Genomic DNA, 14270 nt, shown 5'->3' with positions numbered 1-14270 from the left:
TTGATTTCTGTTAACTTGAACCGCTGAGAATGGTTAACAAGTCAGAATCCGCATGAAATAAGGATTTCTAGCGGTTCATGTTCCGGTTCAAGTTGATTTCGAAAAACTACCGGTATTCCTTCCCGGTAGATTTATTTTTTATAATAATCCGCTCAACTACTTCAAAGCCGCATATGGAAGCCAACTGCTTCATTAACTTAATAACTCGGTGAGCTACTTCATCCGGCTTATCTGCACTTTTAATTGCTTCATAAGCGGTTAAATCCTTGCAACCACTACCGTTTAACTTTGGGTTGTCCATTAGTGTTCCTCCCCCCCAATCACGATCATTTTCTAACATGTATTGATTAATACACCCTTTACAAGTAGAAGAAGAACATTCACCGCAGAATACTCCTTGCGGATTCCAGCCACAACCACCTTCATGTGCACCGCCAACTTCATCAATGTCTACAGGCTCATTCGTAAATCGTTTAAGTTGCAGCAAAAGCTGTGCTTTTTGACGCTGTAATTCAGCAATAACTTTTTTAGCATGTACCGCCTGACGCTGCAATTCCTCTCTGCATTGTACCTGTTCATCAAATAAGATTTTAGTTTTTCCAACCTGTTCAGCATAAAAGTTTGACTTACGCTGCCATTCATCGCGCTCTAGCTCGGATTTCTTTAACTCTTTATAAATCCGTAATATATGTCCAGCAGCTATTTTAGCCACTCGTAGATTTTTATCTCTATCAAATTCTGCCACCATCAGTTTATCTCGCAAACTGATAACTTCTTTTTCCCACATAACCGCAATATTAGCAGTTCTTTTTTCTTCCAAACTTGCTCGTCTATCACTCATCGCGCCAGCCTCCCTCTTAATAAATGCCCTGTATTATTTTTCCATAAATGATAATTTCGAAGTTCTACACCATTTAAGTCGAATTCATTATAAGGATTAATAAAGTAACATTGATTACTTTTCTTTAAATAATCATTAAGTTTTGCAAAAAGAAAAATACGTTCAAATTTTTGTTCTCCTGAAACTTCATAGTAATTAATATAAGCTTTCAAGCCACACATAATATCTAGGATTTCTTTTTCAGTAAGATTAATCATATTCTTTCCTCACAAATATCCTGTATTTCTTACCGTCAATCTTTTTATCAGCGACTTCTAAATCAAAACGTTTGTTAACCTGTTTGGAGAATTCAATATTACTCATTGGTTGCAAACTGTTTAGAATGCAGTACTCTTGGTATTTCTTATAGATATTTTTAGTAGGTTCATTTTCAATTTGATCTTGTTCAACTTCTTTAAAAAATCCTAAAATCGGGTTATTCTGTTCCTCATATTCTTGAAGCTCTTTTTCAACTTTGTTTGAAATGGTAAACTTCCGGTTTTCCAAAACACGCTTTAATCCTTGTAAGGCCAGGTTAATTAGATATTCAATGCACTTTGGTTCCCGCAGCTTATATTTGATATAAGGGTCAAAATCAGGGTCAGCAGAACTAAATTTTGCATTGAAGGGTATAATGATTAACCGGTCAAGTACGGCCCCGGTCTTGTCCTTAATTCGGGGGATATTATTGGCCGAAAAAACAAACTTGGAATAATTATTGAAATCAAAGGGATTTTGGCCTTTCCGTTCAACACTCATTCTGTCACCGCTAACTAATTTTTTAAAAGCTGCTGCATTGGCAATAAATTCATCCCCGATATCATCACCCAGGTTTGCCAGCTTACCAAACAATTCGGCCGTTTTAAAACGGTCTCCAAGTTCCTTTAAATCAAGTGCCGCCGTGTTATTATCGCCTAGTAAAGTTTTAATCATATCAATATAGGTGGATTTACCATTTGCCTTGTCACCTATGAATATGAAGGCTTTTCTTAGCTCATTGCGCCGGTAGAAGGTATATCCAATAACTTCTTCTAACAACATTCTAATTTCGGTATCCTGGCAGGCGATTTTATTTAAAGTATTGTCTGTAAGCTCCGAATAAGCTGCCGGGTTATAGTTCCAGTTAATTTTATTAGTAATAACATGCTCCGGCTTAAAATCAGTGAAAGAATCATCAACCAAGTTATAAACGCCATTGGCAAACGCAATGAAATTGGCATCTGATACAGTGGCATTATCCCGGATTAAAATATCCAAATAACTTAATACCTCCGTTCGCTTTGCACGGTTTAATTGAGGAATATGTTTGATCATTTCTGATTCAATATCACCCTGCCCCTGTACATATATACCATCTTTGTATAGGTGAAGCTGATTATTTATTTTGATGATATGATGGTTATTTTTCAAATAGGTTGCAAATTTATCAAATAGGAACGTTGAACTTTTGAAAAAAACTGGTTTCTTAAATGCATCGTCCCGCATGATAACTTCTAATTCAGTTTCGTTCAAAGGGACTTTTAACACATAAGTATTGATAATTTTAAGAGTTTCCCTAGCTTCCTCAATTGTAAAGTCACTTGATTGAAGGGTCAGGATATAGTTGAAAAGTGCCTGGTTTCTTCCGTCTCCTACATCCATTTCAAGAAAGTTAACGGATGTTTTAATTGGATTTAACCATTTTGGCAATTCCTGAATTTCATCTTCCGGGTAGTCATAAATGATTTTTCGTTCTTGTCCGTTAAACTTCAGAATAGAATAGGAGTTTTTTAAACCTAGTTTTATATCAGCTATCAAGGCACAAGCTAATTTACATTTTGTCCGGTTATTTTCCACTGATGTATTTTTAAATAAAAAGTGTTTGCCCCGGCTGGTAGTATACACTCTGCACTTTAAATTCAAGTCTTGAACTATTTTGAATAGAATTTCACTGGATTCAAAATCATCAATATCTATTAAAATAGTTTCATTTCCTAATATCCCTGCAAATTCAGGCAGTCGTTTTACCTGCTCATAAGTTTTAAATTTGGTTCGATTTTTAAACTTCTCTATGCATTTTTTATCTTGTGTTTCAACAAAGCCTTTGAATAAAATCATGGCTGATCTCTCCAAAATTTAAAAACTACTTCAACTACCCGCTTACAATCACTTACATCAAACATGCCTATGTGAGTTTGGGCAACCGGTTTATGTAATTGCCCCGATAACCATTTATAAGCTGCTTTTCTGCTCATTAGTTTTGATTTCCAAAGCCTATCAAAGTAAAAGTGTGCTTTCTTCTTCCACCTTCTAAGCTCGGCATTAGCCAAAACTCCAAGCGGCTTTTTTGTGCCTTCATGTACCCCAACCCAGGCATTGCAAGGCTTGCAGTAGTAAATCATTCCGTAACTTTTACGATAGACACGCGAACTATCTACAAACTGAGCAGGTTTACCACAATATTGACAAATTACGTTCATTAAATCACCCCAAAATCTTGTAACCGCTTGTTTGCTAAGTCTATGTACCATTGTTTATCTAATCGCCTTGAAATGAATTTACCGTTTACGCTATCATTCATAATGAAACAGCATTCAGGAGTATTGGCGAATTTCTCCGGGTTCTTTTCTTTGTTTTTAACCTTATACAATCCACCATCAGCAGTATTTTTTGAAGCAAAAACCCTGAAACACTTATCCTTTTGAACTTGACCACCACTAAAAACATTGACTTTTTTCCCGTTTCTTTTTTCTTCTGTAATAACGGGATTATATAGAGCGTGAGAATATTTGCTGCTAACCTTGACTATCTTCTGAAATTCTTTAAGCTCCCGGCACTGGTTGATTGTTTGTTCAACTGGAATTCCCTTGACCATAAAATTTAGGACTGCTGCATTGACAATAGGTAAATCATAATCAAGCTGATCTAGCTTTTTAACATAGGCGCCCTTACTTTTATACTCACCGTCCAAATCAACAATCACATAGTTATTTACGTCCTTTTGAAAAATCTTCTGATATAAGTCAAACTCTAATTTCATTCTGGTTCGGCATTCCCATTCATAGGCGATATCATCAATCAAATCATAATCATCAATGCTATGGAGCTTAACTAGAATACCATCTGTGTTGCTTTGGATAATCTGGCAATGCGGCTCCAACTTTTCTATTAAATCCAATAAGAGTAATTGACCGCCAACACAAACATTATTGGCCTGCCTTGGATCATACAGATTGTTATTCTTGTCCTTCATGGCCCCGTAAGTGCCATTCAGAACGATTTTTAATGGCTCTGCCAGGGGATTCTTTTCAGCCTTATATTTAAGCCGTGTATGGTAAATTTCTTTGTATTTATCCGGGTTTGACATGTTACGGCTACCAAAACCGTATTCAATCATTAAAGTGGGGTAATAACTGGCAACGTCAACATTTAAATAAATACCTTCCCCGGAATATTGAGGTATGGCCCCATGTAAACCACCCCAGGCAAAAACGTGAGGAACACCGGCTATATCAATCTGAAGTTCTTTTTCATAATCCCGATTTAGGGGGTTTTCGTACCATCTGATCACATCCCGGTATTTTTCAATTTGCATCGTTGGCGGGAATGATATATCAAACTCATCATCCCGGCTATGAAGCGGTTTATGAGCATCCAGAATGTAGGCTGATAACTGTACTTTGGTTTTGGATATCAAGGATAGGTCAAGCTGTTTTCCTTCACAAGCCAAGCGTACAAGCCCCATATGAGCGTCAAAATCATCTTTACGGTGCAGGAATACCTCAACTAATTGCTCAACGTCATGGCGGCAGTATTTAATTGTTTCTTCAATTTCCTCCTGTGTTAATTTCCGGTCAATATCAAACGGTACACTGGATTCCTTAATGTCATTCCCCATAAAACCTTCTAATGACTTTAACCCGGTTTGGATTGTCATAACGTCAAAGTTATTGACATTGATCTTGTTCAGCAAACTTGAATACTGGTACGCCGGTAGTTTTTTTATAATGATATGGTCATTGACTTCTTTAGGGTTAAAGCCGCATAAAATTGCTTTTAAAATCCATTGGTCATAGTGGCGGCTGTTGTAGCCAACCCAAATATTTTTTCGGTTAGCATCATAAAGAGATTGCAATTTATCATTGTCATTTACAATAACGTGTTCACATTTATTGATTACATCAATAATTACAACTAGCCAGTCGTATTTAAAAACTTCGAAGTCGAAAAAAAGAATGACACTCAACTCCTTTCACTTTTTATAAACAGAGGGAATAAACAATGTTTATTCCCTCTATAAATCTACTTACTCAACGTCAAACACTTCAGTTATCTTGAATGTGTTATACCCTTTGCTTTCACCGTATTCAACTGCATATTCAAGCTGTCCGTCAATTTCCTCTGCGATATCCATAAGTAATTGATTGTATTGGGAATAGGATTGAAATTCAACCTCTATGCCAGAATCCAGGCTCCGCAAGAATTCGTTGGCAAGATGTATTTGAAACCCTTGTGTGACAACCTGATTCATAAACAACATGCATTTTTCGTACTCACCGGCTACAATTCGCATCCAGCAACTAACCATTGGGTCATGTTTTTTACTTTCTGTAAGCTCCAGTTTTTCAATTTTTACTTCATAGGTTCCGTGAGGTACTTCCCTGCGAGTACCGCCGTTTTCAGCAGCTTCCGCAACATCCTGTTTTAAACCATCAATATCAATTGCTTTGTCAAATTTACTAAAATCTATAGCCATAAATTAATTACCCCCTGCTGTATGTTTCATAACTTGATCTAACTGCCGCAATTCTTCCGTAACAAGTCCGTGCCGTTCAATGAGTGAAGGAAATTCCTTAACAAAATAATCCCTGGTTGACCATTTAACATCCCCATTGGTTGTCTCTTCTTTAGAACAACGGGAAAGCTGTCTGTCCAAAATGTAAGCTTTGGTTTTATCATCAGCGTTAAGCCAAACCTCGGCATTAATGGTTATGCGGAAATGCTTGTTGGTTTCAAACCGATTTGCACCGGATACAACTGACACATCAGCGTCAACCGTATCACCTTTCTTTTTCCATGTACCATTTCTCATGATATAGGAAATATTGGCTTCAGATAACCGGCTGTGATACTCGTCAATCAAACGGGCAGCTAATTTCAGTACAGCTTCAGGAGCATATTCAAACTTTGGCCCTGCAGGGGCTTTCGGTTGTTTAGGTGTTTTCTTTCTAGCCATAAATTTTCATCCTCTCCAAATTAAATTATGATCTTGGTTTCCTTGTTCTCCGGGTAGAAGTGGCCGGGGGAGTTTCACTTTTAACTTCAGGTTTAGCAGGTTCAGCAGGTTTTTCATCGGTTTTAGAAGTAGCCGCCTCTGCCTGTTTTTTCTGGTCTTCCCATTCGACCTTATCCAATTCAATTGATATTTCTGCATTCATATCGATCGGTAATTCTTCACCTTTTTTAACCATCCAGTATGAATCAGATTCTGAGTGATAAAAATATCGATCTTTATCAGCAATTTCTTTCCTCTGCATTTCCTCTGGTTGTGAAGTAGGGGACTGCGCTGCAGGTTTTTCAGGTTCTGGTGTATTACGCCCTCTTCTACCTGTAGTTGCAGCAGGCTGTGTGGTTTCTGACTTCTTACCGGAATTGACTTCCTCATAAACCTTGATTAATTCGCTGTATTCCAGCGGTATTTCCTTATTCACTACGGTTAAGCGACCACCGCCAAATATCACTTCATTGGTTTTGAAACTCAGCGTCCGTACATCACCGTCAGCGATAACCCTAGCCACAATATCAACCATACCGGCAACCTTATTGGCGCATTTATCGTTAATGTTAGGTTTAATAGAAGTAACTTTGTCCCCGCCTTTTTTGGTTATATCCTTGGAAGTGTCCTCATGACTGATAAGAACGATGTTTTCATAATCAAGGTTCATAAGCCGTTTTAAGGTGTTTAGGAATTCACTTCTGACTTTATCCCAAGCCCGGAAACTATCATCCGATTCATGAGTTATTCCCAATTTATCGTACATGTACAGGCGGCAATGTTCATAAGTATCTTCCAGCAAGTCAACCACAATGGTTTTAAAATCGTTTTGCTTTTTCTCAAGCTCGGCAATAGCATCTTTGAAAACTTCCCAGGCCAAAGTTTTCTTGGTAACTCGCCCTTCGATTTTTACAATATCCTTAATGGCGATAAACGGGGAATCCACAAACCGGATATTGCCGTCAGTATTTAACATCAGGGGGTCAGGAAATTGATTTGCAAGATGTGTCTTGCCGCTAAATGGTGAACCATATAACCAAATGACTTTCTTTTCAATCGTATCAACGTTTCTTCTCTTGTTTTCAGGTAATAACATATAATCCCATCCCTTTTCACAAAATTCTTGGTACTCGCACCAATCACATAAATAATTTGGATTTTTATTAAAATCTTTGAGTTCCAAACAATGTTTCACACCGGCCATGAATTCAATTACTTTTTCATAATTGAATTCAACTTCAATGATTTTTACTTCAGCTTTTTCAAGCTCAGATTTAATTCGCTCTCGGTATTGCCGCAAATCCTCTGTTTTCTTTTGCTTGATTTGAATTTTAGGAACAAAGACAAAATACAATCTCCTAATTTTTTTACCGGTCATTTTTTCATAAAAGTACTTGTACACATGTAGCTGATGACTGTTTAAATAATTTTTGATGTTATTGGAATATTTGAAGTCGTAAATGTCATATGTTCCATCATCATTTGGAGTAAGACGGTCAATAAACCCGATAAAATCACTAGTCATTATTTGAACTTCACTTTGACCTTCAGGAAGAATTTCTTTAACCTTCGGCAACAAATATTCCAATTTAATTGCTTCATCAATGTGATGGTCTGTAATAACCGGATAACTGGCAAAGTATTCTTTAATGGCTGTATCAACGTCTTTTTCAATGCCGGTGTGTAAGGCTTGCCCAATGACTAGGGAGTTTATTGCGCCGTATATATCCGGCCCTTTAGGTGTCCATTGCAGAGCTTTTACTTTGTCCAAATAGCGCATTTTGTACTTGAAAGGGCATTTTTCAGCGCAATCAACTCTGGAATATGAGTATTGCAATCTATCACCCCCAATATCAGTTTTTTGAAATTCTCAAATCCTTCGGGGTAAAGGATAATTCCAATACCCTTAGATTTATTGATTATTGAAATGTTTAACTTTTGTAGTTCAGAACTGCGGCCATTGGAAGCCTTTAATTCCGGGGCAATGAATATTCCATTAACACAGCAAATTAAATCCGGTATGCCCGACTTTTGAAAACCACCGCCCCAAATCTTAGTAAACCATCCATTGCACGCTACCGTCATTTTGGATTCAGGAGTACCTGCCGGATAAACGCCAACTGAACAAAGGAACCGTTTGACTTTATTTTCAAATTGCTTTTCAGCGGCCATTATTTCAACTCAACTTTCACATATGCCGCTTTGGTTGAAGTCTTAGAGCATTCGGCCGCAATTTGAGGATATTTTGCTTTTAGTGCTTTGGAATCAATGCTTACCGCGCTAGTACCTGCGACATAAGTAATTTTTAAAACATCATTATTGAAGGATTTAATACTATGCCGCTCCATAGCATCTTTTAATTGAGATTTGAGGTCTTTTTCCTTTTCCTCTAAGTCTTTCTTGAATTTGCAAAGGTCAGCAATGCTTTGAATTACTGCTGCTTCAGCAGTTTGAAACACATCAGGAGTAGACTCTAATACTGCACAACCGCAATCATTAGGCTCAAGTTCACAAAGATCATCACAATCAGTATTAAATTCACATTGACTGCAACAAACTTTACCTTTTTCTTTTGGGCATTCATTTTGGCATTTAATCAATTAATACACCTCGCAATATTTTTCAAATAGGTTATCTGTGTAATCCCGGCCACTCTCTAAGGTTTTTAAAACTTCCTCTTCAATGGAGTTACGGCACATGAGATAATAATAGAAACATGATTTTTCCTGTCCCATCCGGTGTATACGCTTTTTAGATTGCATCCAATCTTCACAAGACTGTGTAAGCGTGAAGTAGACAATTTTATTTGCCTTCTGCAAATTCAACCCTTTAGCTCCGGCCTGATACTGAACAAAGGTAATTGAATTATCACGCTCGTTATATGCAGTAAGGTCTTTCATTTCACCGTTTACAATGGAAACTGGCCGTTCATCAACTAATTCAAGCATTTTTTTAAGTTCTTCATTGAAGTTGTAAAAAACAATTAAACGGTCTTCAGTTGATTGAATAAGGTCTTGGAAAGCTTCTAATTTTGCTTGATTGTACTGGCCGCATAACTGCCTTGCATACATACGTTTTGTTAATGAGGTATCTCCTACTAACTCGGTATCAGCTACCTTGACAATGGAAGTACGCATAAACTTGCGGTATTCTTTGGTTGTGGGAATCATTATTTTGTTATCAAACTGTTCAGGTAGGGTTAAAACTTCTTCAGACTTCATGAACACCGCGCCATGTTTGGCAAGTTTGCGTTTCAACCTGTCTACATTTTTGTAACCTTTAATTGTCCTGACGGGAAAACCGTTCACATCCAAATACTCCGTATCAACATATTGCTGCCAAAACAGTTTCTTCGAAATTTTCCAGCCAAGCAATTGAATCTGTGACCAAAGTTTTTCATACTTACCGCTTGTAGGCGTACCACTTAATAAAATTACATTTTTAGGAGCTAATTTAAGAACGAATTTTGACCGCTTAACCGTTTCGTTCTGAATCATGGAGGATTCATCCAGCATCAAAGTAAAATCCCTTAAATTCAGTAAATCCTTACGCCGGAACGCCAGTTCATAATTGATAACCCCAACGATTCCAGAAACTAATTCAGTAAGTTCAAAGAATCGTTCATATTGCTTTTTTTCAGTTAGGTTGAATGCCGGTAGCGTGTAATACTTTTGAAAATGTTCAATCCAATCATCAATTTTTGAACACTGGCAAATAAGTAAATTGATAGGGGCTTTAAGTTGTATAAGTTTTTCAGCCCCTACAAACGTCTTACCAAGCCCCATGTCCAAGTAATAAGCAACCAGGTGTTTATCAGCAGTTAAATCAAGGGATAACTGCTGATGTGGCTTGAAGTTAATCATGAACAACCTTGAATTCTTGTTCTGCTGACATTTCTATTTCAACAGTCACGCCAAGAAAACGAAGTTTAATGTATTGGATAAGAGCGGCGTATTGTTGGGCGTAATTACTCTCACCATGTGTCTTTTGTACGGCAGATTCAAATTCTTCTAATGAACCACGGAAGCAACCGCGAGTAATTTCAATGCCGGTTGTAGTTGTATAAGCAGTCAACGTGCCAAACTCAGAACCGACCGAAGAAAACCATGCAATATGTTTACGAGAAAGTACCCGTGCATTACCGTATACCCAAGCATCACCGGATACCCAAGCATTACCGTATACCTGAGCATCACCGGATACCCAAGCATCACCGGATACCTGAGCATTACCGGATACCTGAGCATCACCGGATACCTGAGCATTACCGTATACCCGTGCATTACCGGATACCTGAGCATCACCGGATACCTGAGCATCACCGTATACCCAAGCATCACCGTATACCCAAGCATCACCGTACTGATCAATGTTTTCTTCCTTTTCAACAAAACCGCCAAGTTCACCAATTTCAACATCATTAAAAGAAATTAAGGCTTTAATGCGGAACAATGTCCGGCCAAATATTCTTATAGACTCTCTCGTTAATTCAAACTTTTTCATACTTTTTACACACTCCTTGTATAAGACGTATATTTTCCGGTTAAACTAAGTACACGGGTCAGACTGCCATTTTGACAGTTTCAAAATAATGTAATATACTAATGGTGATAATTTTTTCTTTAGCCGTTGTTGGTAGCAACGGTTTTTTCTTTTTCTGCGGCTAATAGCTCTAAATCCGCAATACTGAACAAATACCTTGTAAGTGTTATCCCATGTAAATCACCATCGTAAAGGAAACCGATTAAACTGTCATGTACCAATTTACTCCTCCTTTCTACGCCTATACACGGCGTTTTTCTTTTGTCCTGATATTAACTAGCTCAAAATACTCCCGCGCTTTACGTGGCATTGCCCCGGCGCAAATAACACCTACTAAGACCAGTGCAATCAGGATAATATCCAACCTGTTCACCTCCCTACATATTCATTGAATTTCTGAGTGGATATATAGTAAGACCATTTGGTACTTACTTTCACAGCGGAACCAAAGGGTAATACTCCTTGCTGCAAACCAAGCCTGACGAATTTATCTGACTTACCCATAATCCGGGCGGCTTCTTCAACCGTTAATTTTTTAACTGGTTGTTGAACTGGTTGATGTTCTTCATCCAAACCCATTAACCAAGCTTCTGTAACTTTCAAGGCTTCAGCAATTTTAGCAATATTTTTCTTGCTAGGCTCATTCTTACCGGAAAGATACTGACTTATGGATGCTTTACTCATGCCAGTTAGAGCAGATAAATCCGACTGATTAATTTGTTTTTCATCCATAGCGGTTTTCAACCTGATTGAAAAATTCATGCTTGCGTCACCTCATTATTTTGTTGTTGATACTTTTTAAGCAGGCCATGTTCTATAGTCATTTTTGCCAAACAATGGGCAAGAGCTTCTAACGGATTATCACCGGGCGCATCGTAAGCATCAACAATTCTTGATTCTCCCGTTTTACGATTTATTGCAAATCTAATCATTGTTTACTCGCCCCCCTTACATCTTTTTATAAACATTTAAACCAATTTTGCAATCAGTGCTACCAACAGTTTTATTACCTTCAGTAGTAGCAATCACAAAGGATTTACCGCTATTAGATGGCCCATAATTTTTAGATAAATCAACTTTAATAGTAAGAATGTTACCTTCAACCTGCATGTCAACGTTTTTCATTTTCAATACCTCGCTTTTATTATTTTGAAATAAACATCCGATATTTCTTTCCATTGATTTTCTTACTAGCAACCTGAATATCCAAAATTGAAGTCACTTGCCTTGAGAAGTGAATATTATTAGTAGGGTTTAATCGCTCTGTTTTACAAAAATCCAGATAATCAGCATAAGCTTGATTAGTTGCTATTCCCAACACATTGTTTTCATCCAAGAATTTTAATATTGTTGTTCGCACTGCTGAATTATCAGTTGGATGATTGCAATGTTTAATTTTTTGATTATCATTTGGCTGTTCTATGCCGTCAAAAATACCTGGATATTGAAGTTCCACTGCCTTTACAACATAAGGAAGGTTTGCTTTTGGTGCACTAGACAATGCCCTGATAATCTTATAAATCTGATTGAAGTTATTGTTTGTGACTGGGACATTCAATTGCTTTTCCATTTCATTAAAAGCTTGAATATATTTGATTTTCCATTGCATGGCCTCTGAACCGGTAAAACCCATTGCCAACAAAGTAAACCCATCACGGTTCATAAGGTATTCGGGGTATTGTTGTTTATTTTGCGGATGTTCATAGATTGTTTCATAAAACATGGGGGTTGCGGAATTTCCCGCAGACCTCAAAATTTCTCGAACACTCTCTAATACATCCCTATGATTTTTACCGAAATTATCAGCCACTTGTCGACTAGACACTACAACTTGTCCATTATTTACTTGAACTAATTGATTCAATCCAATTCACCTTCGTTCTTACTACTTGTATTTCCGTCAATTACTTGTAAAAAATTTAAATCTAAGTCAAGGTAACGTGCTACTTTAATAATTGTATTGAGGCTTGGAGTATATCTTTCACCTTCAATATCAGCTATGTAGCTGCGGGATAAATTGGCTTTATCAGCAAGTTCTTGTTGGGTATACCCTTTCTCTTTCCTTTTTTCTCGTAATATTTTTCCAATTGATGGCATTCTCTCACCTCCTGTTTTATGCCTTGTATTTCCGTCTATCGTTATTATACGGTATATCCGTCATTCAGTAAATATGAAAATCAAAGGGTTTTAGACTTAAATTTAAGATTATCAAGCATTAGCTAGGTAATTCTCTATTTTTCTAATTTTTACTTGTATTTCCGTCAAAATTAGTCTTGTATATTCGTCATTTTTTAATTATAATTAATTTAAGTCGGTATATACGACATTAGGAGGTAAGAAAAATGCTAGGTCAACATATAAGAGAACTAAGAAAATCAATGAAATTAACTCAAGACGAATTAGCATTAAAAGCTAATATTTCACGTTCCTACCTTGCCGATGTAGAACGAAATAGATATAACCCAAGTATTAATACACTTGAAAGTATTGCAAAAGCATTGGGAATTACTTCTGCTGAAATTCTTGCACGGGAAAGCAAGCTTAATAAATGGGACGATAACTATAATAAAGATGGTAAATTAGCGAAAGAAGCTTCTGAAATTGAAAAGCAGACCAAAGACGGCCTGCCAGAACTTACTTCTAAAGACGAACGGGAAATTGCACGTGACTTGGAAAAAATGCTTAAGGGTTTAGATAGCGAATCCGGTATGGCGGCATTTAATGAAGCGGAAGACGAGGAAGACCGTGAACTATTAAAAGCAAGCTTAGAATATTCCATGCGCCTCGCTAAACAAATTGCAAAGAAAAAGTTCACTCCTAAAAAATACCGTAAGGAGTAGTTTCATGGATATCAAAGAATTTGCTGAAGGAATGATGATAAAACATAAAACAAATAATCCATTCTTCATAGCAGATGAATTAGGCATCATCATTGTATATCGCCGTATGAAAAATGTTTTAGGTTTCTTCAATATGTATAAACGTATTAAAATTATCCACCTCAATAATAGACTCTCTGAAAAATTAGAGACTTTTGTTTGCGCTCACGAATTATATCATGCCATTGAACATTATGATTTGAACACTCCTTTTTTAAAACGTAGTACCCTGTATTCCACTGATAAAATTGAGCGGCAGGCCAATATCTTTGCTGTAGAATTACTACTTAATGATGAACTACTGCGCGAATACCCTGAATGCAGTTTATATAATATAGCCAAATGCCTTGAAATTCCCGGTAAACTTGTTGAGCTTAAAACACTTTCCAACTTGAACCGGAACATGAACCGCTAGAAATCCTTATTTCATGCGGATTCTGACTTGTTAACCATTCTCAGCGGTTCAAGTTAACAGAAATCAACTTGAACCGGTTGTAAGTTCCGTGGTTACTGGGTTTATGAGGTGCGGTTCAAGTTGGTTCAAGTTAAATATGACATCTTTATATATTAAGGGAAAAATAATCGTTAAAATTTTATGATTCTCTAAAATAAAAGAATATAGTAGAAAATATAAGTTGAACTTGAACCGATGTTTGAAGAACGTAGACAGTACGGGGGTTTGAAGCGGTTCAAGTTGACTAATGTTTGAAGGGGA

At 37.0% G+C, this 14270-nt stretch carries 21 protein-coding genes; 2 read left to right on the top strand and 19 right to left on the bottom strand.

Annotated features, from left to right (window positions below; all coding sequences use genetic code 11):
* Window positions 1-106: 106 nt before the first annotated feature.
* The 19 genes from BLR65_RS27680 to BLR65_RS27610 form a co-directional block, all read right to left on the bottom strand.
* Window positions 107-841, bottom strand: coding sequence for a hypothetical protein (locus tag BLR65_RS27680; protein WP_093797902.1), 735 nt, complete (start codon window positions 839-841; stop codon window positions 107-109).
* Window positions 838-1098, bottom strand: coding sequence for a hypothetical protein (locus BLR65_RS27675; RefSeq protein WP_093797900.1), 261 nt, complete (start codon window positions 1096-1098; stop codon window positions 838-840). Before BLR65_RS27675 ends, BLR65_RS27680 begins: the two co-directional genes overlap by 4 nt.
* Entirely contained in the window at window positions 1091-2977 is a 1887-nt protein-coding gene (locus BLR65_RS27670) for a DNA primase family protein (RefSeq protein ID WP_211285033.1), read from the bottom strand. The genes BLR65_RS27675 and BLR65_RS27670 overlap by 8 nt, the downstream gene beginning before the upstream one ends.
* Window positions 2974-3339 (bottom strand): zinc-finger-containing protein, encoded by a 366-nt coding sequence (locus tag BLR65_RS27665; RefSeq protein ID WP_093797898.1) that lies wholly within the window; start codon window positions 3337-3339, stop codon window positions 2974-2976. The genes BLR65_RS27670 and BLR65_RS27665 overlap by 4 nt, the downstream gene beginning before the upstream one ends.
* Window positions 3339-5105, bottom strand: coding sequence for a hypothetical protein (locus BLR65_RS27660; RefSeq protein ID WP_093797896.1), 1767 nt, complete (start codon window positions 5103-5105; stop codon window positions 3339-3341). The genes BLR65_RS27665 and BLR65_RS27660 overlap by 1 nt, the downstream gene beginning before the upstream one ends.
* Before the next feature lie 60 nt (window positions 5106-5165).
* Window positions 5166-5615 carry a DUF669 domain-containing protein gene (locus BLR65_RS27655; RefSeq protein WP_093797894.1) on the bottom strand — a complete coding sequence of 150 codons (450 nt, stop codon included), beginning with the start codon at window positions 5613-5615 and terminating at the stop codon, window positions 5166-5168.
* A 3-nt stretch (window positions 5616-5618) separates the two neighbouring features.
* Window positions 5619-6095, bottom strand: coding sequence for a putative metallopeptidase (locus tag BLR65_RS27650; RefSeq protein WP_093797892.1), 477 nt, complete (start codon window positions 6093-6095; stop codon window positions 5619-5621).
* Window positions 6096-6120: 25 nt separating this feature from the next.
* Entirely contained in the window at window positions 6121-7914 is a 1794-nt protein-coding gene (locus BLR65_RS27645; protein ID WP_245693095.1) for an AAA family ATPase, read from the bottom strand.
* Complete coding sequence (locus tag BLR65_RS27640; RefSeq protein WP_093797888.1) at window positions 7893-8306, bottom strand: VRR-NUC domain-containing protein; 414 nt, start codon at window positions 8304-8306, stop codon at window positions 7893-7895. The genes BLR65_RS27645 and BLR65_RS27640 overlap by 22 nt, the downstream gene beginning before the upstream one ends.
* On the bottom strand, window positions 8306-8734 hold the full coding sequence (locus BLR65_RS27635; protein WP_093797886.1) for a siphovirus Gp157 family protein: 429 nt from the start codon (window positions 8732-8734) through the stop codon (window positions 8306-8308). The genes BLR65_RS27640 and BLR65_RS27635 overlap by 1 nt, the downstream gene beginning before the upstream one ends.
* Complete coding sequence (locus tag BLR65_RS27630; protein WP_176772823.1) at window positions 8735-9997, bottom strand: SNF2-related protein; 1263 nt, start codon at window positions 9995-9997, stop codon at window positions 8735-8737.
* Window positions 9990-10637: a hypothetical protein gene (locus BLR65_RS27625; RefSeq protein WP_093797882.1), complete on the bottom strand. Its 648-nt coding sequence runs from the start codon at window positions 10635-10637 to the stop codon at window positions 9990-9992. The genes BLR65_RS27630 and BLR65_RS27625 overlap by 8 nt, the downstream gene beginning before the upstream one ends.
* Window positions 10638-10756: 119 nt before the next feature.
* Complete coding sequence (locus BLR65_RS30275) at window positions 10757-10897, bottom strand: hypothetical protein (protein ID WP_169716682.1); 141 nt, start codon at window positions 10895-10897, stop codon at window positions 10757-10759.
* 20 nt (window positions 10898-10917) lie between these two features.
* A complete protein-coding gene (locus BLR65_RS31570; protein ID WP_281241616.1) occupies window positions 10918-11040 on the bottom strand; it encodes a hypothetical protein in 123 nt (40 codons plus the stop codon).
* A 5-nt stretch (window positions 11041-11045) separates the two neighbouring features.
* Window positions 11046-11438: an XRE family transcriptional regulator gene (locus tag BLR65_RS27620; protein WP_093797880.1), complete on the bottom strand. Its 393-nt coding sequence runs from the start codon at window positions 11436-11438 to the stop codon at window positions 11046-11048.
* Window positions 11435-11608, bottom strand: a complete 174-nt coding sequence (locus BLR65_RS30270) for a hypothetical protein (protein WP_169716683.1) — start codon at window positions 11606-11608, stop codon at window positions 11435-11437. The genes BLR65_RS27620 and BLR65_RS30270 overlap by 4 nt, the downstream gene beginning before the upstream one ends.
* Before the next feature lie 16 nt (window positions 11609-11624).
* The gene (locus tag BLR65_RS30265; RefSeq protein WP_169716684.1) at window positions 11625-11801 is read right to left on the bottom strand and encodes a hypothetical protein; all 177 of its coding nucleotides are present in this window, start codon (window positions 11799-11801) and stop codon (window positions 11625-11627) included.
* A 19-nt stretch (window positions 11802-11820) separates the two neighbouring features.
* Window positions 11821-12540 carry a Rha family transcriptional regulator gene (locus BLR65_RS27615; RefSeq protein WP_169716685.1) on the bottom strand — a complete coding sequence of 240 codons (720 nt, stop codon included), beginning with the start codon at window positions 12538-12540 and terminating at the stop codon, window positions 11821-11823.
* On the bottom strand, window positions 12537-12773 hold the full coding sequence (locus BLR65_RS27610; protein WP_093797876.1) for a helix-turn-helix domain-containing protein: 237 nt from the start codon (window positions 12771-12773) through the stop codon (window positions 12537-12539). The genes BLR65_RS27615 and BLR65_RS27610 overlap by 4 nt, the downstream gene beginning before the upstream one ends.
* A gap of 245 nt (window positions 12774-13018) precedes the next feature.
* Between BLR65_RS27610 and BLR65_RS27605 the strand changes: the two genes are divergently transcribed.
* Both BLR65_RS27605 and BLR65_RS27600 read left to right on the top strand, forming a co-directional pair.
* Window positions 13019-13516: a helix-turn-helix domain-containing protein gene (locus BLR65_RS27605; protein WP_093797874.1), complete on the top strand. Its 498-nt coding sequence runs from the start codon at window positions 13019-13021 to the stop codon at window positions 13514-13516.
* Between the two features lie 4 nt (window positions 13517-13520).
* Window positions 13521-13970 carry an ImmA/IrrE family metallo-endopeptidase gene (locus BLR65_RS27600; RefSeq protein WP_093797872.1) on the top strand — a complete coding sequence of 150 codons (450 nt, stop codon included), beginning with the start codon at window positions 13521-13523 and terminating at the stop codon, window positions 13968-13970.
* Window positions 13971-14270: the final 300 nt, after the last annotated feature.

This window comes from Sporomusa acidovorans (assembly GCF_900101845.1).
Taxonomy (GTDB): Bacteria; Bacillota; Negativicutes; order Sporomusales; family Sporomusaceae; genus Sporomusa; species Sporomusa acidovorans.
The sequence above is the reverse complement of the archived record's forward strand: the minus strand, read 5'-3'. Positions and strand labels throughout refer to the sequence as shown.